The 19,711-nt window shown below is 75.2% G+C and carries 24 protein-coding genes; 8 read left to right on the top strand and 16 right to left on the bottom strand.

Features of this window, described 5'->3' with window-relative positions:
- The first annotated feature begins 40 nt into the window (after positions 1-40).
- Entirely contained in the window at positions 41-739 is a 699-nt protein-coding gene (locus tag ACI78Z_RS14885) for a response regulator (protein ID WP_457037312.1), read from the top strand.
- Positions 740-794: 55 nt separating this feature from the next.
- Here the strand turns inward: ACI78Z_RS14885 and ACI78Z_RS14880 are convergent, their stop codons facing one another.
- The 10 genes from ACI78Z_RS14880 to ACI78Z_RS14835 form a co-directional block, all read right to left on the bottom strand.
- Positions 795-1,226, bottom strand: coding sequence for a hypothetical protein (locus tag ACI78Z_RS14880; RefSeq protein ID WP_457037311.1), 432 nt, complete (start codon positions 1,224-1,226; stop codon positions 795-797).
- 27 nt (positions 1,227-1,253) lie between these two features.
- The gene (locus ACI78Z_RS14875; RefSeq protein ID WP_457037308.1) at positions 1,254-1,853 is read right to left on the bottom strand and encodes a TasA family protein; all 600 of its coding nucleotides are present in this window, start codon (positions 1,851-1,853) and stop codon (positions 1,254-1,256) included.
- A gap of 146 nt (positions 1,854-1,999) precedes the next feature.
- Entirely contained in the window at positions 2,000-2,716 is a 717-nt protein-coding gene (locus ACI78Z_RS14870) for a response regulator (RefSeq protein WP_457037310.1), read from the bottom strand.
- The gene (locus tag ACI78Z_RS14865) at positions 2,713-3,504 is read right to left on the bottom strand and encodes a signal peptidase I (protein ID WP_457037309.1); all 792 of its coding nucleotides are present in this window, start codon (positions 3,502-3,504) and stop codon (positions 2,713-2,715) included. Before ACI78Z_RS14865 ends, ACI78Z_RS14870 begins: the two co-directional genes overlap by 4 nt.
- Positions 3,505-3,529: 25 nt before the next feature.
- Positions 3,530-4,129, bottom strand: a complete 600-nt coding sequence (locus tag ACI78Z_RS14860) for a TasA family protein (RefSeq protein WP_457037308.1) — start codon at positions 4,127-4,129, stop codon at positions 3,530-3,532.
- A 170-nt stretch (positions 4,130-4,299) separates the two neighbouring features.
- The gene (locus tag ACI78Z_RS14855) at positions 4,300-5,523 is read right to left on the bottom strand and encodes a sensor histidine kinase (protein WP_457037307.1); all 1,224 of its coding nucleotides are present in this window, start codon (positions 5,521-5,523) and stop codon (positions 4,300-4,302) included.
- Complete coding sequence (locus ACI78Z_RS14850) at positions 5,520-5,909, bottom strand: response regulator transcription factor (RefSeq protein WP_457037306.1); 390 nt, start codon at positions 5,907-5,909, stop codon at positions 5,520-5,522. The genes ACI78Z_RS14855 and ACI78Z_RS14850 overlap by 4 nt, the downstream gene beginning before the upstream one ends.
- Before the next feature lie 224 nt (positions 5,910-6,133).
- Entirely contained in the window at positions 6,134-6,793 is a 660-nt protein-coding gene (locus ACI78Z_RS14845; protein ID WP_457037305.1) for a DUF3618 domain-containing protein, read from the bottom strand.
- Between the two features lie 40 nt (positions 6,794-6,833).
- The gene (locus ACI78Z_RS14840) at positions 6,834-7,361 is read right to left on the bottom strand and encodes a phage holin family protein (protein WP_457037304.1); all 528 of its coding nucleotides are present in this window, start codon (positions 7,359-7,361) and stop codon (positions 6,834-6,836) included.
- A 3-nt stretch (positions 7,362-7,364) separates the two neighbouring features.
- The gene (locus ACI78Z_RS14835; protein WP_457037303.1) at positions 7,365-8,198 is read right to left on the bottom strand and encodes a hypothetical protein; all 834 of its coding nucleotides are present in this window, start codon (positions 8,196-8,198) and stop codon (positions 7,365-7,367) included.
- 147 nt (positions 8,199-8,345) lie between these two features.
- Here ACI78Z_RS14835 and ACI78Z_RS14830 point away from each other — a divergent pair, with 147 nt between their 5' ends.
- On the top strand, positions 8,346-9,191 hold the full coding sequence (locus ACI78Z_RS14830) for a siderophore-interacting protein (RefSeq protein ID WP_457037302.1): 846 nt from the start codon (positions 8,346-8,348) through the stop codon (positions 9,189-9,191).
- Between the two features lie 5 nt (positions 9,192-9,196).
- Here ACI78Z_RS14830 and ACI78Z_RS14825 read toward each other — a convergent pair whose 3' ends face one another.
- From ACI78Z_RS14825 to ACI78Z_RS14815, 3 genes are all read right to left on the bottom strand, one after another.
- Positions 9,197-9,976 (bottom strand): enoyl-CoA hydratase/isomerase family protein, encoded by a 780-nt coding sequence (locus ACI78Z_RS14825; protein ID WP_457037301.1) that lies wholly within the window; start codon positions 9,974-9,976, stop codon positions 9,197-9,199.
- Positions 9,977-9,978: 2 nt separating this feature from the next.
- Positions 9,979-10,911 (bottom strand): KPN_02809 family neutral zinc metallopeptidase, encoded by a 933-nt coding sequence (gene ypfJ / locus ACI78Z_RS14820; RefSeq protein ID WP_457037300.1) that lies wholly within the window; start codon positions 10,909-10,911, stop codon positions 9,979-9,981.
- Between the two features lie 77 nt (positions 10,912-10,988).
- Positions 10,989-11,846 carry a formate/nitrite transporter family protein gene (locus ACI78Z_RS14815; RefSeq protein ID WP_457037299.1) on the bottom strand — a complete coding sequence of 286 codons (858 nt, stop codon included), beginning with the start codon at positions 11,844-11,846 and terminating at the stop codon, positions 10,989-10,991.
- Positions 11,847-11,986: 140 nt separating this feature from the next.
- On the opposite strand from ACI78Z_RS14815, the gene ACI78Z_RS14810 reads away from it, so the two are divergent.
- From ACI78Z_RS14810 to ACI78Z_RS14785, 6 genes are all read left to right on the top strand, one after another.
- Entirely contained in the window at positions 11,987-12,400 is a 414-nt protein-coding gene (locus tag ACI78Z_RS14810) for a hypothetical protein (protein ID WP_457037298.1), read from the top strand.
- A gap of 110 nt (positions 12,401-12,510) precedes the next feature.
- Positions 12,511-13,740, top strand: a complete 1,230-nt coding sequence (locus tag ACI78Z_RS14805; protein WP_457037297.1) for a glutathionylspermidine synthase family protein — start codon at positions 12,511-12,513, stop codon at positions 13,738-13,740.
- A 74-nt stretch (positions 13,741-13,814) separates the two neighbouring features.
- Positions 13,815-14,276 carry a nitroreductase family deazaflavin-dependent oxidoreductase gene (locus ACI78Z_RS14800; protein ID WP_457037296.1) on the top strand — a complete coding sequence of 154 codons (462 nt, stop codon included), beginning with the start codon at positions 13,815-13,817 and terminating at the stop codon, positions 14,274-14,276.
- A gap of 60 nt (positions 14,277-14,336) precedes the next feature.
- Complete coding sequence (locus ACI78Z_RS14795) at positions 14,337-15,305, top strand: ABC transporter substrate-binding protein (RefSeq protein WP_457037295.1); 969 nt, start codon at positions 14,337-14,339, stop codon at positions 15,303-15,305.
- A 102-nt stretch (positions 15,306-15,407) separates the two neighbouring features.
- Positions 15,408-15,893, top strand: coding sequence for a hypothetical protein (locus ACI78Z_RS14790; RefSeq protein ID WP_457037294.1), 486 nt, complete (start codon positions 15,408-15,410; stop codon positions 15,891-15,893).
- Between the two features lie 137 nt (positions 15,894-16,030).
- A complete protein-coding gene (locus ACI78Z_RS14785; RefSeq protein WP_457037293.1) occupies positions 16,031-16,543 on the top strand; it encodes a DUF2127 domain-containing protein in 513 nt (170 codons plus the stop codon).
- Here the strand turns inward: ACI78Z_RS14785 and ACI78Z_RS14780 are convergent.
- The 3 genes from ACI78Z_RS14780 to ACI78Z_RS14770 form a co-directional block, all read right to left on the bottom strand.
- Positions 16,482-17,543, bottom strand: coding sequence for a winged helix DNA-binding domain-containing protein (locus ACI78Z_RS14780; RefSeq protein ID WP_457037292.1), 1,062 nt, complete (start codon positions 17,541-17,543; stop codon positions 16,482-16,484). The two genes, ACI78Z_RS14785 and ACI78Z_RS14780, sit on opposite strands and share 62 nt — an antisense overlap.
- A gap of 96 nt (positions 17,544-17,639) precedes the next feature.
- A complete protein-coding gene (locus ACI78Z_RS14775; protein ID WP_457037291.1) occupies positions 17,640-19,073 on the bottom strand; it encodes a hypothetical protein in 1,434 nt (477 codons plus the stop codon).
- Positions 19,074-19,158: 85 nt separating this feature from the next.
- Positions 19,159-19,536 carry a hypothetical protein gene (locus tag ACI78Z_RS14770; RefSeq protein ID WP_457037290.1) on the bottom strand — a complete coding sequence of 126 codons (378 nt, stop codon included), beginning with the start codon at positions 19,534-19,536 and terminating at the stop codon, positions 19,159-19,161.
- Positions 19,537-19,711: the final 175 nt, after the last annotated feature.

Here is a 19,711-nt window from a genome sequence, read left to right as displayed (position 1 = left end):
CACGGCCGGCGTCGGTCGCACCGGCAGGGGAGGAGACGTCGTGTCCGAGCGGTCCGTGCTCGTCGTCGAGGACACCGAGGAGATCAGGGAGCTGGTCTGCACGGTGCTGCGCCGGGCGGGGATGGACGTCCGCGCGGTCGCGTCCGGCGCCGAGGCGCTGGCCGAGGTCCGGCGCGCAGCCCCCGATGTCGTCGTCCTCGACCTCGGTCTCCCGGACGCCGACGGCACCGAGGTGTGCCGGCAGATCCGTGCCCAGAGCGAGTGCTACGTCCTCATGCTCACCGCACGCGCCGAGGAGGTCGACCTGCTCATCGGGCTGGCTGTGGGCGCCGACGGGTACATGGCCAAGCCGTTCTCGCCGCGCGAGCTGGTCGCCCGCGTGCAGGCCATGCTGCGCCGTCCCCGGGTCCCCGCCCCGCGTCCCGCGCCGGCCGAGGAGTCGGTGCTGCGGCTCGCCGAGCTCGAGGTGGACGAGGACAGCCGCGAGGTCCGGGTGGACGGTGCCGTCGTCGACCTGACCCGCACCGAGTTCGACCTGCTCGCCGCGCTGGCCTCGCGCCCCGGTCGGGTGCTGCAGCGCGAGACGCTGCTGCGCGAGGTCTGGCAGACCGACTGGGAGGGCAGCGTCCGCCTGGTCGAGGCGCACATGTCCAACCTCCGCCGGAAGTTGCAGGCCGCCGGCCTGTCCTCGCCGTCGATCCGCACCGTACGCGGGGTGGGCTACCGGCTCGTCGCCTGAGAGCGGACCCCGACACCCGGACGGGACCGCCACCGGTGACCGCCGGCCGACGTGCTCAGCACGTCAGCGCCGCCGTCTTGGGTGACGTCGCCGTCCACCCGTAGCTGGTCAGCGTGGTCACCGTGATAGCCACGGAGGTCGCTGACCCGACGAACTTGTCGACGATGACGGTGGCCTGCGTCTCCGTGGCGCTGACGGCACCGACGTTGTAGAGACGACCGTTGCTGAGGGACGCGTAGATGCGATAGCCGCTGACGCCGGTAGAGGCGCTCGGCTCCCAGGCGACCGCGATCCGCATCCAGCGGGTGCTGCTGCAGGACCACAACTCGGCGGTCACGTTCCCCGGCGCGGCGACCGTGGCCGTCCCGACGGTCGTCGAGGACAGTGCCGCCGAGTCGGCGAAGGTGGCGTTCGCTGCGGTGGAACCGGAGCCGAGGACGACGGCGACCGTCAGCGCGAGCAGGACCAGCAGACGGCGGGTGGTCACTGGGGCTCCTCCGGGTGGTGGGGTGGGTCAGCGGGTGGTGGCGGCGCGCTGGATGCCGGAGAAGGTGAGGGCCAGGGTGCTGGTCTTGCCCTGGAAGGTGTTGTCGGCGGTGGCCGGCAGGCTGAGGGTGACCAGCAGGTGGTCGGTGCCGCCGGGGGTGAGGCTGGCCGGGGCGTCGAGGGCGCGGGTGCCGGCGGCGGCGCCGGTGGTGTGGGTCTTGGCGGTGCCGGTGCAGCCGTAGGTGGTGGGGCCGGTCGGGGTCCAGGGGGTGGTGCAGGAGGTCAGGGTCAGCTGCAGGCCGTGGACGGGGTCGGTGGTGAGCACGCTGGGGGTGGTGGCGGTGACGTCGAGGCTGACCGAGGACAGCGGGCTGTTGCCGTCGTTGACCAGGGTGACGGTGCGGGCGATGGAGTCGCCGGGCAGCAGGCCGGTGGTGGTGGCCGGGATGGGGGCCGAGGGCTGGGTGAGGTTGATCGAGACGGTGCCGGAGGTCAGCTCGGCCGAGATGGGGGTGGTGGAGTCGGTGAAGGTGCCGAAGGTGCCCAGGCCGGCGACCGCGGCGGCGGTGCCGAGGACGGCCAGGGAGCCGAGGACCTTGCGGGTGGTGTCGGCGCGGTGGGTGCTCATCGGGGGTGCTCCTGCGTTCGGGGCCGGGATCGGGGTGATCCGGCGACGGCACCGACCCTGACCGGCCGACCGCAGGGCACCCGCCCGCCCACCGCAAGGAATCCGCAAGGAACGGACGGACACCGCACAGGAGCCGGGTTCCTCCTTCAGGCGCCGGCGACGCTGCGCAGCTCGACGACCAGCTCGTGGGCGAGGATGCCGCGCCGGGCGTCCTGCGCGATGGCCCGGCAGACCGCGGCGACCTCCGGGTGGCCCAGCTGGGCGCTGGTGCCGGCGAGCGTGGCCGAGGCCCGGGCGAGGGCCGTGGCGTCCCCGGTCCGGGCGCCGTCCGCGATGGCGGTGAGCCGGTCCGGCAGCGCGGAGGCGTAGACCCGCTGCAGCCGGTCCATCAGCTCGTCGTCGACGTCGGCGGCGGGCCCGGCGGCGGGCGCCTGCGGACCGGGTGCACGGCGGCCGAGCAGGTCCAGCAGCAGGCCGGCGTCGACCGGCTTGGGCAGGCAGGCCAGGGCGCCGGCCTCGAGCGCTGCGGCCCGCTCCTGCGCGCCGGCGTCCGCGGTCACTGCCAGTAGGTGCGCACGGCAGCCGACCAGCCGGAGGCGGCGCAGCAGGGCGGGTGCCTCGCCGGCCGGGCCGTCCAGGTCGGTGACGACCAGGTCCAGGTCCAGGCGCCGCGCCAGGCCGAGCGCTTCGCCGGTGCCGGTGGCCTCCCGCACGTCCCAGCCGGTGAGCCGCAGCAGCCCGGCGACCGGCGCGCGGCCGGTGGCGTCGGCACCGACGACGAGGGCTGTCCGGGAGAGGGCCGGCTCCGACCGCCGGCCCACAGGTCCGGGGGAGGGGAGCTCGACGGTGCGCTGCCTGCTCACTGCTGCCCCTCCGCGGCGGTCGCGCTGACCGGGCCCCAGGTGCCGCCGAGCAGCAGCCAGGCGCTCAGCAGGGCGATGGCGCCGTACACCGACAGCCCGCCGGCCCACGCGGTCCGCGGCGCGCTCGCGACGTCGCCGGTCGCGGGGTCCGGGGTGACGGCCTCGTCGCCACCGGCGTCGCGCTCGTCGGGAGCGGCGTCCGACTCGGGGCGCCAGATGCCCAGCAGCAGCCAGCCGGCCAGGAGGGCGGGGACGCCGTAGACCAGGGCGTGGTTGACGGCGGGGGTGCGCAGCGCGGTGATGAGGTGCCCCACGGCGGGGAGGACGGCCCGGACCTGATAGGCGGTGTCGCCCTGCAGCACGGCCGTCCACGGGTCCGGGTGGTCGTTGGCGTCGCCCTTGGTCCGGACGGTGACGGCCCCGTCGGGCGCGTGCTGGACGTCGATGACCCGGTGGGTGACGACGCGGTGGTCGTCGACGGGGATGTGGTAGCTGATGACCATGCCCTCGGTGACGTCGGTGACGGCCAGCGGGGTGGAGATGACGACGTCGCCGGGGTCGATGCCCGGGGCCATGCTGGCGGTCAGCATGGTCATGGTGCGGTAGCCCAGCAGGTGCGGGCCGGCGGCCAGGACGGCGAAGGCGAGGACCGCCACGGCCACCAGCAGCCGCACCGACCAGCGGCCCGTGAACGCCGGTGCGGCGCGCAGGGTGCGCAGGACGGCCGGGGCCGCCGGCGGCAGCGCGCGGGCTGTCGCCGGGGTGCGGAGCGGGAGGACGGCGGTCATGTCGGTCTCCGGGTGGTGGGGTGGGTCAGCGGGTGGTGGCGGCGCGCTGGATGCCGGAGAAGGTGAGGGCCAGGGTGCTGGTCTTGCCCTGGAAGGTGTTGTCGGCGGTGGCCGGCAGGCTGAGGGTGACCAGCAGGTGGTCGGTGCCGCCGGGGGTGAGGCTGGCCGGGGCGTCGAGGGCGCGGGTGCCGGCGGCGGCGCCGGTGGTGTGGGTCTTGGCGGTGCCGGTGCAGCCGTAGGTGGTGGGGCCGGTCGGGGTCCAGGGGGTGGTGCAGGAGGTCAGGGTCAGCTGCAGGCCGTGGACGGGGTCGGTGGTGAGCACGCTGGGGGTGGTGGCGGTGACGTCGAGGCTGACCGAGGACAGCGGGCTGTTGCCGTCGTTGACCAGGGTGACGGTGCGGGCGATGGAGTCGCCGGGCAGCAGGCCGGTGGTGGTGGCCGGGATGGGGGCCGAGGGCTGGGTGAGGTTGATCGAGACGGTGCCGGAGGTCAGCTCGGCCGAGATGGGGGTGGTGGAGTCGGTGAAGGTGCCGAAGGTGCCCAGGCCGGCGACCGCGGCGGCGGTGCCGAGGACGGCCAGGGAGCCGAGGACCTTGCGGGTGGTGTCGGCGCGGTGGGTGCTCATCGGGGGTGCTCCTGCGTTCGGGGCCGGGATCGGGGTGATCCGGCGACGGCACCGACCCTGACCGGCCGACCGCAGGGCACCCGCCCGCCCACCGCAAGGAATCCGCAAGGTGAAGGACCCCTTGCTCCCACCGCTCGTACGCTCGCGGCGGGACCCTGCGAGGGGGCCCGTCAGCGGGGCAGGGTGAGGGTGAAGGTGGTTCCCTCCCCCTCGACGCTGCTGACCTCGAGGGTGCCGTCGTGGGCGGTGGCGATGGCCCGGGTGATGGCCAGGCCCAGCCCGACGCCGGGTACCGCGTGCCGCCGGGCGGTGGAGGCGCGGAAGAAGCGGGTGAACAGCTGTGCCTGCTCGCCGGCGGGGATCCCGATGCCGGTGTCGCTGACCGCCAGGCGGGCCACGGGGACGGCGTCGTCCTGCGGGGCGTCGACGACCGCGCCGTCCCGGGTGCGCCAGGCCGCCCGTAGCGCCAGGCTGACGCGGCCGCCGGCCGGGGTGAACTTGACCGCGTTGGAGACCAGGTTGTCGCAGGCCTGCCCGAGGCGGACGGCGTCGCCGGGCACCACCAGGCCGGCGTCGGGCACGTCGACCGCGACCACGACGCCGGTCGCGCCGGCGGTCACCCGGGCGGTCTCCTCCGCGGCCCGGACGACGGCGGCCAGGTCGACGTCCTGCGGCTGCAGGCCGAACCGGCCGGCGTCCACCTGCGCGGTGAACAGCAGGTCCCCGACCAGTCGCAGCAGGCGCTGGGCGTTGCGCTCGACCGTGCCCAGGTGCGCCCGGGCCTCCGCGCCCAGCTCCGGGTCGTCGAGGACCAGCTCCAGGTAGCCCAGGATCGAGGTCAGCGGGGTGCGCAGCTCGTGGCTGATCAGACTCACGAACTGGTCCTTCATGCGCTCGGTCGCGCGGGCCTCGGTCATGTCGGTGCCGACGAAGTTCCAGCCGGCGTGGACGCCGCGGTCGTCGGTGCGCGGGGTCACCGCGACCGAGACGGTCAGCTCCCCGCCGTCCGCGACGACGTAGGTCCAGTCCCGGACGTCGCTGCCCTGCTCCTGCGCGGTGCGCACCAGGGCGGCCAGCCCGCCGCCGGCCTCCTCGAGCTCCTCTGGGAGGTGGAACTCCGTGATCGACCGCCGGCGGATGACGTCGGCGCGGGGCAGGCCCAGCATCCGTTCGGCGCCCGGGTTCCAGACGCGGACGACGCCGTCGACGTCGGTGCCGATGATCGACTGCTCGGTGACCGCGTCGATGACGCTGGTCATCGTCTGCGCCCGGGCCTGCAGCATCCTCGTCGCGACCTCGAGCTCGTCGTCGCGGTGCTGCATTTGCGCCCGCAGGGCGGCGTTCTCCGCGCGCGGCCGGGCCAGCTCCTGCAGTCCTGGGTCCAGGACGGTCACGGCGTCGCCCCGGAGGTCAGCTCGCGCACCCGGGCGATGAGTCCGGCCACGGAGAAGGGCTTGGCCAGGTAGGCGTCCGCGCCGGCGGCCAGGCCGCGGGCGAGGTCGTCGGGGGAGGCGCCGGCGGAGAGCAGCAGCACCGGGACGGCGGCGGTGGCCGGGTCCGACCGCAGCGCGGCGCAGACCTCCAACCCGGTCGCTCCGGGCATCGACACGTCGAGGACGGCGAGGTCGGGTGGGTCGGTGCGGGCGGCGGTCAGCGCCTGGGTGCCGTCGGGGACCTCGGTGACGACCGTGCAACCGGCGCGGCGGACGGCGAGGGCCACCAGCGCCCGGATGTCGTCCTCGTCGTCGGCGACCAGGACGCGCGGCGCTGGGGTCGGCACGGTCGGGGCTCCCTCCCTCGGGCGGTGACGTCCCCGACGACCTCGGCACCCCCGGCGGCGGGCTGCAGCGCGCCGGCGGCCGCCTCACCCGAACAGGGGACCGGCCGCAGACGCGCAGCGCCCCGCCGGGGAGGACCCGGCGGGGCGCGGTGACACCTACTGGAACGGCCACCCTCCAGGGGCCCGCGCCGAGCTTGCGAGGCGCGGGGAGGAGGGTGGTCCTTCTACTGGCTCTGCACGGTCCGGCGGGACTGCTGGGCCTGGCCCTGGACGTCCTGCGCGGCCGACTGGCCTTCCTGCTTGACCGTCTGCGCGGCGTCCTGAGCGGTCGACCTGACCTCCTGGACGGCCTGCTGGGCGGCGGGCTGGAGCTCCTCGCGGATCTCCTGCGCGGCCTCCTTGGCCGGCTGCAGCAGCGTGTCCTTGTGCTCGCGCACCGCGGACTCGGCCTGCTCGGCCAGCTGGCGCTCCTTCTCCGAGGCCGGCAGCAGGCTGGAGACCAGCCAGCCGACCCCGAAGGCGATGAGGCCCGCGGCCAGCGGGTTGCCCTGGGCCTGCCGGACGATCGTGTCCGGGGCCTGCTGCACCGCGTGGGCGGCCTGCTGCGCGGCCCCCTGCACGGACTCGGCGGCGCCCTGCGCCTTGTCCTGCACGGTGCCCGCCGCGTTCTGCGCCCGGTACTGCGTGGTCGACCGGGTGTCGTGGGCGCTGCCCATGACCCGCTCCTTGGCCCGGGTGAACCGGCCCTTCGCCGCGCTGACCCGGCGGTCCATGACGCGGGACGGGTTCACCTTCTCGTTGAGGGCGTCGACGTCGTAGCTCAGCTCGCGCTGGGTCTGCTCGATCTGCCGGCGGATGGCGTCGGGGTCGTTGCTCGTGGTCATGTTCCGTACTCCGATGTCTGGGAGGGCCGCAGGGTCGTGGTCAGTTGGGCTTCAGAGCGCTGGGGACCTCTGAGAGCGTGTCCACGGTGCGCTCGGGCTTGGGGTTCACCTGCTGCAGCTTCTTCTTGCCCATGGAGAAGGCCACCGCGCCGACGATGCCCCACAGGAGCGCCACGATGAGCGCGGCCAGGCCGGCGTCCATGACGTTCTCCAGCGCCCACCACAGGGCGTTGGACAGGAAGAGGACCGTCAGGAACCCGGCGAGCGCGGCGGCGGCCATCATGCCCGCGCCCTTGCCCGCCTTCTTGGCCTCGGCCTGGACCTCGGCCTTGGCCAGCGCCACCTCCTGCCGCATCAGCGTGGAGAGGTCCTTGGCCAGCTCGCCGAACAGCTGCCCGACCGAGGTGCCCTCGACGTTCGGGCGGCCCTCAGCAGTCGTGGGCGTGCCCACGGCGCCGCTGTGCGCGCCGTAGGCCTCGTCGGGGGAGACGGCGTAGTTGCCCTGGGCGTACGGGTCCTGACCTGAGGGCGAGCCGACCGGCGTCGCGCCGGAGTAGGGAGAGCTCATCGGTCAGACCCCCTGGCCGGGACGGCGGGTCGGGTCGTCCCAGCCGGCCGGGGTGGTCGGCGGGACTGCGCTGCCCGCGGGCGGGACGGTGCCGTACGGCGGCGGCGGGACAGGCGTGCCGGTGGTCGGCGCGCCGCTGTAGCCGGTGGTCGTCTCGTACGTCGTCGTCTCGGCATAGCCGGAGTAGGCCGGCGCCGGATCGACGTAGTTGGTCTGCGCGTAGCTGGTCCGGTACTGCTGCCCGCCCGTGGACGACGAGCCGTCGGTGTGCGCGGCCTTCACACCGCTGGTGAGGCGACCGGCGAGCACACCGGCGAGCGCGGCGCCCAGCAGGAAGGCACCCGGCTTGCGGCGGGCGAAGGCGCGGACCTCGTCGAGCAGCTCGGCCGGCTCGCGGTTCTGCAGCGTCCCGGCGAACTGCTCGACGTAGTTCGACGCCTGCTGGAGCAGGTCGCGCGCCGGGCCGGGGGCACCCTGGCTGGTGCCGTCGGCCAGGCCGCGCAGCTCCTGGGCCAGCGACGACAGGCCCGTGGCGGCCTTCTGCTGCTGGGCCACGGTCTGCTGGCGCAGCTGCTGGCGACCCTGGTGCAGCAGGTCCTGGGCCTGCCGCTGGGTCTCGTGGGCGACCTCCCTGGCCTGGTCGGCGGCGGTCGAGGCGACCTGGCTGCCGGCCTGGGCGGCGATCTGGCCCACGTTGCGGGCCTCGTCCTTCGCCACGTCGGTCGTCGACGGGGAGCCCGTCGTCGAGGTGGTCGTGGTGGTCCCGCTGGTCGCGCTGGTCGCACCCGTGCCGGTGGAGGGCGGCGGCGGGAACGGGGCGTCGATGGAGTGAGTCATCGTTCCTCCTCGGCAAACGTCTTGGTCGGCCGAGGCGATACCCGTCAAACGATCACCCACACATGGCCCGTCGCCTCGGGACCGCCCCCAGGAACGCCCACTAAGGTGAGCCTTGCCTATCGACGTTCGACCCGAGGGAGCCCTGCAATGGCCGACACGGCCCCGCGCCGCCCGCGCACGCCCCGGCTGGCCACCGTGCTGCGGACCTCGCGGCCGACCCCGCACCTGGTCCGCGTGGTGCTCGGCGGGGACGGACTCGCCGGCTTCGCACCCACCTTCACCGACTCCTACGTCAAGCTGGTCCTCCCGCCTGCCGGCGCCCCGTACGCCGCGCCGTTCGACGTGGACACCGTGCGGAGCGAGCAGCCCCGCGAGCTCTGGCCGTGCCTGCGGACCTACACCGTCCGCGGCTGGGACCCCGCCGCCGGTGAACTCGTCCTCGACGTCGTCGTCCACGGTGACGAGGGGCTGGCCGGCCCCTGGGCCCAGGCCGCCCGGCCCGGTGACCTGGTGCAGCTGCTCGGTCCCGGGGGCGCCTACGGGCCCGGTGCGGACGTCGACTGGCACCTGCTGGCCGGCGACGAGACCGCGCTGCCGGCGATCGCCGCCACCCTCGAGCGGCTGCCCGCGGGGGCCGCGGCGCGGGTGTTCGTCGAGGTCGCCGACGCCGCCGAGGAGCAGCCGCTGCCGCTGGCGCCGGGGGTCGAGCTGAGCTGGGTGCACCGCGCCGGGCTCCCCGGCGAGGCCCTGGTCGCCGCCGTCCGCGGGACCGCCCTGCCCGACGGGTCGGTGCACGCCTTCGTGCACGGCGAGGCCGGCTTCGTGCGCGAGCTGCGCCGCTTCCTGCGGGTGGAGCGCGCGGTGCCCCGCGAGCGGCTCTCGGCGTCCGGCTACTGGCGCCTCGGCCGCACCGACGAGGGCTGGCGGGCCGAGAAGGCGGAGTGGAACGCCGCGGTGGAGGCCGACGAGCAGTCCGTCGCCCACGTCGCCTGAGCGGGTCAGGCGCCCCAGGGGAACCGGGCCGGGCGGCGCTCGGCGAAGGCGGTGACCCCCTCGGCCAGCTCGCCGGCCGCGATCGTCTCCCGGTACCAGCGGTGGGCCTCGGCCTGCCCGTCGCGCCCGGCGCCGAGCGCGGCCACGACCTCCTTGGTGGCCCGCTGGGTCAGCGCCGAGCGTGCGGCCAGCACGCCGGCGAGGCGGTGCACGTCGTCGGCCAGGTCCGCCGCGTCGACCAGCCGGTCGACCAGGCCGGCCCGCAGCGCGGTCGGTGCGTCGACCAGCTCCCCGCTGAAGAGCAGGTACTTGGTCATCCCCGGGCCGACGAGGTCCAGCAGCGCCCTGGTCGACTCGGGCGTGTAGACGATGCCGACCTTCGCCGGCGTCACCCCGAAGACGCCGGTGGGGTCGGTGACCCGCAGGTCGCAGCAGGTGGCCAGCTCCACCCCACCGCCGATGCAGTGGCCGCGGACCATCGCGATCGTCGGCTTCGGGAAGTCGCGCAGCGCGGCCTGGGCGGCCAGGTTGTCCCGGCGCAGCGCGGCCATCGGGTCCCCGGGGTCCGGGCCGCCGAGCAGCTCGGCGATGTCGGCGCCCGCGCAGAAGCTCGGTCCCTCACCGGTGACCACGAGCACCCGCACGGCCGGGTCGCCGGCCGGTCCGGCGAGCACCTCGGGCAGGGCCGCCCACATGGCGTGCGTCATCGAGTTCCGCTTGGCGGGCCGGTCGATGGTGAGGACGGCGACGGCGCCGTCGGTCTCCACCCGCAGGTGATCGCTCATCCTCAGCCCAGGTCGTCCGTGGCGAAGGTGTCGCACTGCGCCGGGTCGCCGGTCTCGTAGCCGGTGAGGAACCAGCGCTGCCGCTGGTCGGAGGTGCCGTGGCTGAAGGCGTCCTGGTCGACCGTGCCGCCGCCCAGGTTCTGCTGGATGAAGTCGTCGCCGATGCGGGCCGCGGCGTCCAGGGCCCGGTCGACGTCGTCCTGCGTGATCTCCGCGATCAACGGCTCACCCGACTCGTCCGGCACGGTCTCGGCGTGGTTCGCCCACGCGCCCGCGTAGCAGTCGGCCTGCAGCTCCAGCCGCACCGTCCCGCTCAGCGGCCCGGTCACGCCCGGGGTGACCTGCTGGTTGATCCCGAGCAGGTGCTGCACGTGGTGGGCGTACTCGTGGGCGATCACGTAGGCGTTGACGAACAGCCCACCCTGGGCGCCGAACTGCTGCTGCAGCGTGTCGAAGAACGACAGGTCGATGTAGACGAGCTGGTCGGCCGGGCAGTAGAAGGGGCCGGAGCCGCTGGTCGCCCCGCCGCAGGAGGTCTGCACCGAGCCGTTGAAGAAGACGGTGTCGGTCGGCCGGTAGTCGGCGCCGAGCACGCCGGTCCAGTAGTCCTGGACCGACTCGATGTCGGCCACGACGGCGCACTCGACCGACGCGTTGGCGTCGGCGCCGGTCCGGCACTGCTGCTCGAGCTGGGTGTTGTCGGCGGTCTGCTCCTCGCCGAGCCCGCCGAGCTGGCCCCCGAGCTGGCTCAGCGCGGCACCGCCCCCGCCGCTCCCGCCGCCACCGAGGACCTGGAAGAGCACGAGCACCAGGACGCCGACCAGTCCGAGCCCGCCGCCGCCGACGGCCAGTCCGCGCCCGCCACCGAGGCCACCGCCGCCGCGGCGGTCCTGCACGCCCGACGGATCGAGGTCTGCTCCCTCGCTGTACCTCATGGCTGGGCACCCTCCCGGTCGTGTGGCACGCCGAGACGGTGCCATCCGTCAGCGGCGGTGCCCCCGGGGGGCGCCGGTCATGCGCGTTCGGCGGCCTCCCCGCCGGTCGGCGTCCGGCTGGGCTGCTCGGCCGGCTCGTCGCGGAGGAACAGGTACCAGTAGGACGTCGCCACGAAGACCACCGCGCCGACCAGGTTGCCCACCCCGGCGAGCAGCCAGTTGCGCAGCACGTCACCCCAGCCGATGTCCGGGATGCCGGCCCACATCGCCGCCGGCAGGAAGAACATGTTGGCCACCACGTGGTCGAAGCCCATGGCGACGAACGCCATGATCGGCAGGAAGACCGCGAGGACCTTGCCGGAGACCGAGGACGCCGCCAGCGACATCCACACCCCCAGGCAGACCAGCCAGTTGCAGCCGACACCGCGCAGGAAGACCTGCCACGGCGACTCGTGCAGCGCCTTGGCCTCGGCGATCGAGGCCAGCCGGTCGTGGGTGAGGGCCGCGCTCCCGGAGGCGCCGGGCGTCCCGATGACCCCGGTCTGGACGGCGAGGAAGTACGCCACGAACAGCGCGCCGAGCAGGTTGCCGACCAGGACCAGGGTGAGGTTCTTCCCGACGTCCCCCAGGGTCAGCCGTCCGTGCATCGCCCCCAGCGGGACCAGCATCATGTTGCCGGTGGCCAGGTCGGAGCCGGCGATGAGCACCAGGATCAGGCCCAGGGTGAACGCCGCGCCCATGAACAGCGTGGGCAGCGTGCCCCACGTGGCCGGGTCCAGGCCGGAGGAGACGGTGATCGCCACGAGGGCGCCGAAGGCGATGTAGGCCCCGCCGAGGAAGGCGCTGACCAGCACGCGGTCCCAGGTGCGGTGGATCTTCTTGGCGCCCGTCTCGCTGGCGACCTGCGCCATCTCGGGGGGTTGGCGGTCGGACATCAGCGCCTCCGTGCAGGAATCGGCCTGAGGGCCGAACCGTACGGCTCCGATCCGGTTCCGGCACCCGGGTGCGGCAGGGCCCATCCGACGAACGGCGCGATCTAGGGTCGGCCGACACCCCTGCGACACCGGGAGAGCACATGGCGGTCTCCAACCGCGTCCGCAGCGCCCTGACGACGACGGTGCTGGCGACCGCGGCCACCGGCTTCCTCGCCGCCTGCGGCACGGACGAGGAGGAGGAGCAGGAGCAGGTCGCCTACTGCACCGACGAGGACGGCGAGATCGTCGACGACGACTACTGCGACGACGACTACCGCGGCCCCGGAGCCGGCCTGTTCTTCCTCTACCTGGGCGGCTTCCGCACCGGTCTGCCGGTGGGCACCGTGCTGCCCAGCGGCGGCACCCGGATCGACCCCCGCGATACCGCGGCCCGCCAGCGCGCCGGGCTCCCCTCGACCGGCCGGGTCGCCGCCGGCACGCGGGTCACCGGCGGCATCGGCTCCGGGGTGGGCGGCGGCTCCAACACCCGGACCGGCGTCGGCGCGGGCAGCTGAGGGCTCGGCTCCACCGTCGAGATCCCGCGATCTCGCACGTTCCGAGCTCCCACAGCGCCGAGACCACGTGATCTCGACACAGGGACGACCGCGGGCGGAGGGATGACAGCATGAGGCGCATCGAGGCCGGGGTGGTCCGTCCCGGCTGGGAGGCCGAGATCGAGGCCCAGGGGCTGGTCTACAACCGCACCGAACTGCCCGGCGGCGAGGTGCGCAGCTACTGGCGCGAGGGGCCGTTCTACGACTTCACGATGGCCGAGGTCGAGCGGCTGGAGGGCTGGGTCGCGCAGCTGTTCGAGATGTGCGTGGCGGCCGGCGACCACGTCATCGAGCACGACCTGTTCGACCGGATGCACATCCCGCCGATCGCCCGCCCCGAGATCCGCCGCACCTGGGAGGCCGAGCCGCCGAGCGTCTACGGCCGCTTCGACCTGCGCTACGACGGACAGGGCCCGCCGAAGCTGCTGGAGTTCAACGCCGACACCCCGACCGGCCTGGTCGAGTCCGCCGTCACCCAGTGGAACTGGCACCTGTTCACCGGCCAGGGCGCCGACCAGTGGAACGCCCTGCACGACAAGCTCGTCGCCGCCTGGCAGCGCAACCTGCTGCGCTGGGAGCGGCGCACCGGCGTCCGCCCCCGGGTGCACCTGGCCTGGACGTCGGAGGAGCGCTCCGGCGAGGACCGGATGACCGTCGCCTACCTGATGGACACCGTGGTCCAGGCGGGGTACGAGGCGATCGAGCTCGTCGTCGAGGACATCGCGCTCGACGACGGCGACGGCCGGTTCTACGACCAGCAGGGCCGCCACCTCGACGTCGTCTTCAAGCTCTACCCGTGGGAGTGGCTGCTGGAGGACGAGTTCGGCCCCGCCGTCCTCGCCGACGCCGCCCGCCCGGGCGGCACCACCTGGGTGGAGCCGGCCTACAAGATGCTGTGGAGCACCAAGGCGCTGCTGCCGGTGCTGTGGCAGCTGTTCGGCAGCGATCCGGCGCTGTCCCCGCTGCTGCTGCCGGCCTACTTCGCCGACGAGATGCCTTCGTCCTGGCAGACGTTCGTGCGCAAGCCGCTGTGGGGCCGGGAGGGTGCCAACGTGCAGATCGTCCGCGACGGTCAGGTCGCGGTGGAGCTGCCCGGCCGCTACGGCACCGAGGGATGGGTGGTGCAGGAGTTCGCCCCGCTGCCGGACTTCGCCGGCGTCGACGGCCCGCACCACCCGGTGCTGGGCGCCTGGGTGGTCGACGGCGAGCCCGCCGGCCTGGGCATCCGGGAGAGCGACGGGCTGGTCACCGACAACCTGAGCTTCTTCGTGCCGCACACCATCGACCACTCGGCGCGCTGACCTGCGGCCCCGTCCCGAGGCTCGCCCCGAGCTCGCGAAGGGTGGGGACGGGGTCCTTTCACTACGGTCGGGACATGCCGTTGGAGGGTAAGTACGAGCCGAGTCCCGAGGCCTGGGTGCGCGAGCAGGTCGAGCGCTACGAGGCGACGGGGGGCCGGGAGGCCAACACGCTGCGCGACACCGGGATCCCGATCGCCGTCTTCTGGACCCGCGGTGCGAAGACCGGGAAGGTCCGCAAGAACGGCCTGATGCGGGTCGAGCACGGGGGCGCCTACGCGATGGTCGGCTCACGGGGCGGCGCTCCGAAGGACCCGGCGTGGGTCGCCAACCTCCGCAGGCACCCCGACCAGGTCACCGTGCAGGACGGGCCCGAGCCCTGGGATGGCGTGGCGCGCGAGGTGACCGGCGACGAGAAGCGGCAGTGGTGGGAGCGGGCCGTGGCCGTCTACCCGTCGTACGCCGAGTACCAGCGGAAGACCGACCGGGAGATCCCCGTCTTCGTCGTCGAGCGGGTGGACCCCACCAACCCGGCATAGGTGAGGCTGCCCTAAGTTCTCCCTCGGCGCCGGACGGTCCGGCGGCGGAGGAGGACGACTGTGCGGACGACGGCGCGTGGCGCGCTCGCGGTGGCGGCGGGGCTGGTACTGGCCGGCTGTGGCTCGGCGGACGGGGGGACGACGGCGTCGGCGTCGGCGTCGACCTCCGCGGCCGACGAGGTCCGCACGGTCGAGCACGCCGCGGGCAGCACGGAGATCACCGGCACCCCGGAGCGGGTCGTCGTCCTCGACACCGGGGAGCTCGACGCGGTGCTCGCGCTGGGGATAACCCCGGTCGGCGCGGTGCGCACCGGGGTCAGCGACGAGCTGCCGGCCTACATCGAGGACGCCGGGGTGGACCCAGCCGAGATCGAGAACGTCGGCACGATCGCCGAGCCGGCCCTCGAGGAGATCGCCGCGCTGGAGCCCGACCTCATCCTGTCCAACGCCGTCCGGCACGCCGAGATCTACGACCAGCTGTCGGCGATCGCCCCCACCGTCTTCGCCGAGGCGGTCGGGGAGACGTGGGAGGACAACCTCCGGCTGGCCGGGGAGGCCCTCGGCCGCTCCGACGAGGCCGACCAGCTGCTGGCCGACTACGCGGAGCGGGCCACCGAGGTGGGCGCCCTGTACGGCGATCCCGCGGCCACCGAGGTCAGCATGGTGCGCTTCCTCGACGGCTCGGCGGTCCGGCTCTACGGGGAGGGCTCGTTCATCGGCGACGTCCTCGGTGACGTCGGCTTCGCCCGGCCCGAGATCCAGCGCACCGCCGAGACCTTCGTCGAGGTGAGCCCCGAGCGGATCGACCAGGCCGACGGCGACCTGCTGTTCCACGCCTCCTACGGCGACGAGGGCCGGACCGCCGCCGGGCAGATCACCGCGGGTGGGCTGTGGCAGGGCCTGCCGGTGGTGCAGCAGGGCCGCGCGTTCGAGGTCAGCGACGACCGCTGGTTCCTGGCGATCGGCCCGCTGGGTGCCGGGCTGGTGCTCGACGACCTGGAGCGGTTCGCGCAGCAGCGGGAGAGCTGAGCGCTCCTGCCGGGTCGTGCGGCCGCGGAACTCCTGGTGGTGGGGGCACTCCTCGTCCACACTGCGGCGTCGACCCCGTCGACCGACCGAGCGAGGGCTGCCGTGCCGCTCAGCATCCCCGGGACCTGCGCCCGCATCACCGCCGAGCTCAACCGCCCCGGCCAACCCTTCTCCTACTCCTGCGAGGGCAACCGCGTGGTCGGGACCTGGGACGTCGCCGACGTGACCTACCAGGGGCTGCTCTCGGCCGGGACCATCGACGAGGACTACGCCATCACCGTGACCCTCGACGAGCAGTCGGGCACCTACGACGTCTCGGAGCGGAAGCGCGAGTCGGAGAGCGACGTCCGGCTCTCCGGCGGCACGATGGCGTTCGGCGGGTCGAAGCAGGTCTTCAGGGGCAGGTCGATCGGCAGGTCATGGGGCGGGGGCGCGGCCCTGCGGGCCACCTCGCACGGGCAGGCGGGGCGCACCTGGAGCTACGAGTTCGAGACCTCGCGGATCAAGCAACCCCTGTTCGACCTGCTGCACGACTCCGGGTGGCAGCCGCGGAAGCGGGGGTTCCTGGCGCGTCTGTTCTCCCGCTGACCGAGGTGCCGTCCACCGGCCACGGCTCGCCGTGCCCACCACCGCGGTGACCCCCGGAGAGCGGACACGACCCCGTCCCCTCCGCTGCCGGTCCCGCGGTCCCGTGGGCCTGGACGGTGCCGGTCCTCCCGAAGAGCATGCCCGGCACGACCACCGACCGGCTGCTGCGCGCCGCCCTGGTCCTCAAGGGACTCGACGGCGCGGTCGAGCTGCTCGCCGGCGTCGCCCTCGCGGCGGTGGACCCGCGGGAGCTCGGCGTGCTGACCCGGCGGGTGGTGGAGCACCACCTGCTGGGCAGTCCGCGCGGCGCCCTCGCCGAGCGCTTCGCCGCAGGGGAGGCCGCGCTGACCGGCGGCGACCGGACGTTCGCTGTCGTCTACCTGACCCTCCACGGCCTGGTGAAGGTCGGTCTGGTGGTCGCGCTGCTGCGGGAGCTGCGACCCGCCTACCCCGTGGCGGTCGGCGTCCTCGCGGCGTTCGTGGTCTACGAGGTGGACCGGGCGGTCCGCACCGGGTCGGCGGCGCTCTGGGGGGCCGCCGCGCTCGACCTCGCCATCATGGTGCTCGTCGTCCGGGAGTACCGGCGCCTCACGGCAGGGCGGCCGCCGCCTGCGGGATCGCCGCGGCGACCTCGTCGGGGAACTCGGTGAACGGCGTGGCGGTGACCGCCCGCTTCGCGCCGCGGCCGGTCCAGGCCCACGTGCCGAGCACCCGTCCGCGGTGGACGACGGTCGGCCGGAAGACGCCGTTGCCGCCGGGCACGATCCGGTCGGCGAACTCGGGCGGGACGGCGCAGCTGCGGTCGGCGTAGCCGAGGACGAACTCGTCGAACCCGGGCAGCAGGAACAGCCCGGCGGCCTCCGCCCGGTGCCCGGCCAGCAGGTCGGCGGTCTCGGGCGCCAGCAGGTGCTCACGGCCGTCGACCTCGAGGGCGGCCAGCCGGTCGCGGACGGCGGCCACCCCCGCCCGGACGTCGGTCACGGGCAGCCCGGCCCAGCGCGCGAGGTCGGCGACGGTGGCCGGCCCGTGCCCGCGGAAGTAGCGCAGCGCGAGCTCGGCCAGGCCGGCGTCCCGGTCGAGCCGCCGCGGCGCGGTCACCCACTCGTCGAGCAGCACGAACGCCTGCTCGCCACCGTCCATCGGCCCGAGGCAGAGGGTGCCGGTCTGCGCGAGGTACCAGAGCAGGTGGTAGCCGCGCTGCCCCGTGGCGGCGACGCCGCCGTCGGACAGGACGGCGAGCAGCTCCGTGCGGCGGCAGCGCCGGCCGCCGCTGAGGGCCCCGACGACCAGCTCGCGGGCGCGCTCGGTGTCGGCCTCGGTCAGCTCCAGCCGGGCCCGCCGCTGGGCGGCGCCGGCCAGCACCCGCGGGCCCAGCAGCTCGAGCATCCACGGCAGGTCCTCGGCGGGCAGCAGGTGCAGCGTGCCGCGCATCGGCCAGGAGCGGACGACCTCGCCGGCGTCCAGCGCCGCCTCCACCCCGGCCCGCGTGCGCTCCGCCGTCCGCAGCGCGACCGAGGTGATCGCCCCGGGCAGGTCCTGGCCCTGCACGCAGGTGAGCAGCCGCACGGCCTCGGTCGCCGTGGAAGGCGGCGGGCCGGCGATCCGCTGGGCCACCAGCCGCAGCAGCGCGAGGTCCCGGGCCGTCGTCATGACCGCAGCCTGGCAGGGGGGACCGACACCGGACGGCGGGACGCGCACGCCGACGGCCCGGGCGCCCGCAGCGGGGCGCCCGGGCCGCCGTCCGGATCAGGACGGGTCACGCCACAGCCGGCCGCGGCCGGCCGCCAGCAGCAGCCCGGCGACCAGTGCGAGCGCACCGGCGGCCGCCGGGACGGCCGGGCCCCGGGGAGTGGCCGAGGACGACGGCCGCGCGGTCACCGCCTGCGGCGAGCCGGTGCCGCAGGCGTCGCCGGACCCGTGGGCCCCGGACCGGTCGGCCCCGGACCCGCCGGCCGCCGTCCCCGCCGCCCCGGCCGAGGGGGTGCCGGCCCAGGCGGACCACTCGGCGGCCGTGCCCGTGCCAGCGCAACCGGCACCCTCTCCACCGGGCACCGAGTCGTGCCGGCCAGCGCCGCCGTCCGTCGCACCGTGACCGGTCCCGGCACCCTGGCCGTCCCGGTGGTCCACGCCGCTCCCGGTGCCCGGACCGGCCGGGCCCCCGCTCGGGGCCCGGCCGGCTCCGTTCCCGTTCCCGGTCCCGTCGCGGCCCGGCAGACCGGACGGGTCGAGAGGCAGGGTGGCGCGGACCAGGACGTCACTGGCGGTCCCGGTGCCGCCCTGGTCGACCGGGACGGCGACGACCGACCCGTTCCCGGGTCCGCCGCCGAGCACGCCGCCGAGGTCGAGGTCGACCGTGGTGCCGGTCAGCGTGTCCCCGCCGAGCAGGTCCGACAGCGCGGTGCCGGTGTCGATCGGCAGGCTCAGGTCCGGCTCGCCGGGACCGGGCCGGTCCGCCGCGGCGCCACCGTCCCCGAGCAGGTCGCCGACGCGGACGTCGACGTCGTCGCCGGACAGCGGACCCCGGCCGGGACCGCCGGGCAGCGGCAGGGCCACGGTCGTCGGCCGGTCGTCCTCCAGGCTCACCGGGACCTCCAGCACCGTGTCCGGGGACGTGGCACCGTCGACGTCGCCGATGGTGACCGTGTCCTCGAGGTCGAGGAGCACGCCGGAGCCGTCGGGGCCGGGGACGACCGGGTCGGCAAGGTCGACGTCGACGTCGAGGCCCGACGTCGGGTCGCCGTCCAGGACGCCGCCGAGGTCGCCGGTGACGACCGGCGCGGTTCCCGTCGTCCCTGCCGTCCCGCCGCCGGAGGTGTTCACCGGGACGGTCACGGTCAGGCCGTCCCCGGGGTCCGGGGGCGCGTCGGTCGCCTCGGTGACGCGGACGGGGACGCTGATGCCGCCGGTCCCGTCCTGCCCGAGCGCCGTCGTCCCCGGCTCGGTGTCCGTGTCGATCGGGAGGGCCAGGCCGTCGTCCCCGCCGACGGTGAGGTCCCCGCCGGCGCCGGTCACGACCGGTGTCCCGACGGTGGCGTCCTCCCGTACGGGGACGGTCGCCGTCACGCCGAGCACGTCGGCGCTGAGGTCGTTCTCGTCGGCCGACGCGACCCCCGCCCCGGCGGCCAGCAGGCCACCGGTGAGCAGGGCCGTGCGCAGGCCGCGCTGTACCCATCTGTTCATCGCTGATCTCTCCAGGTCTGAGTGGGACCGGCCCCAGACGGGACCGGAGATGTGCCGTTCCGGCGTCGCGGCCGGAGGGCAGCACTCAGTCGGGAGAGGTGGACGGGTCGGCGGGGAGGGCGCGCACCGCGTCGGGAGCCGCGTCGGTGGGGCCGCCCACGGCGGCGAGGACGGCGCCCGGCAGGTCGCCGGGCAGGGCGGCGCTGCCGCCGTCCGGAGCCGGACCCGGGCCGCCGGCAGCGCCCGAGGACGCCGGGACGGCCGGGACCGGCAGCGGCGCGAGCGGGGGTGCGGGCAGGTCCGGTCGCGAGTCGTCGGCGTCCGCCGCGGGGGCCGGGACGCCGGCGGGCGCCGGAGCCACCGCGCCGGCGGGCGTGGGCACGTCCGGTGCGGGCGCGGGCTCCGGCGACGGCAGGCCGGCCGGCGGTGCGGGCGGCAGGCCCGGTGCGGGCGGCCCGTCCACGACGACGAGGGCAGGAGCCGCGGCGCCGCCGGGCACCTCAGGGACAGGGAGGACCTCGGCGGCGCCGGGCGTCGGGGGGACCACGGGCGTCGGGGGGACAAGGTCGGGGGCGGCCGGGGGGTCGGCGCCCGCCGCGCCACCGTCGGCCACCCCCCCCACGCCCCCCCCGGCCCCC

It is taken from the genome of Geodermatophilus sp. SYSU D01176, assembly GCF_054050015.1.
This window is presented reverse-complemented; position numbering and strand designations above follow the sequence as displayed.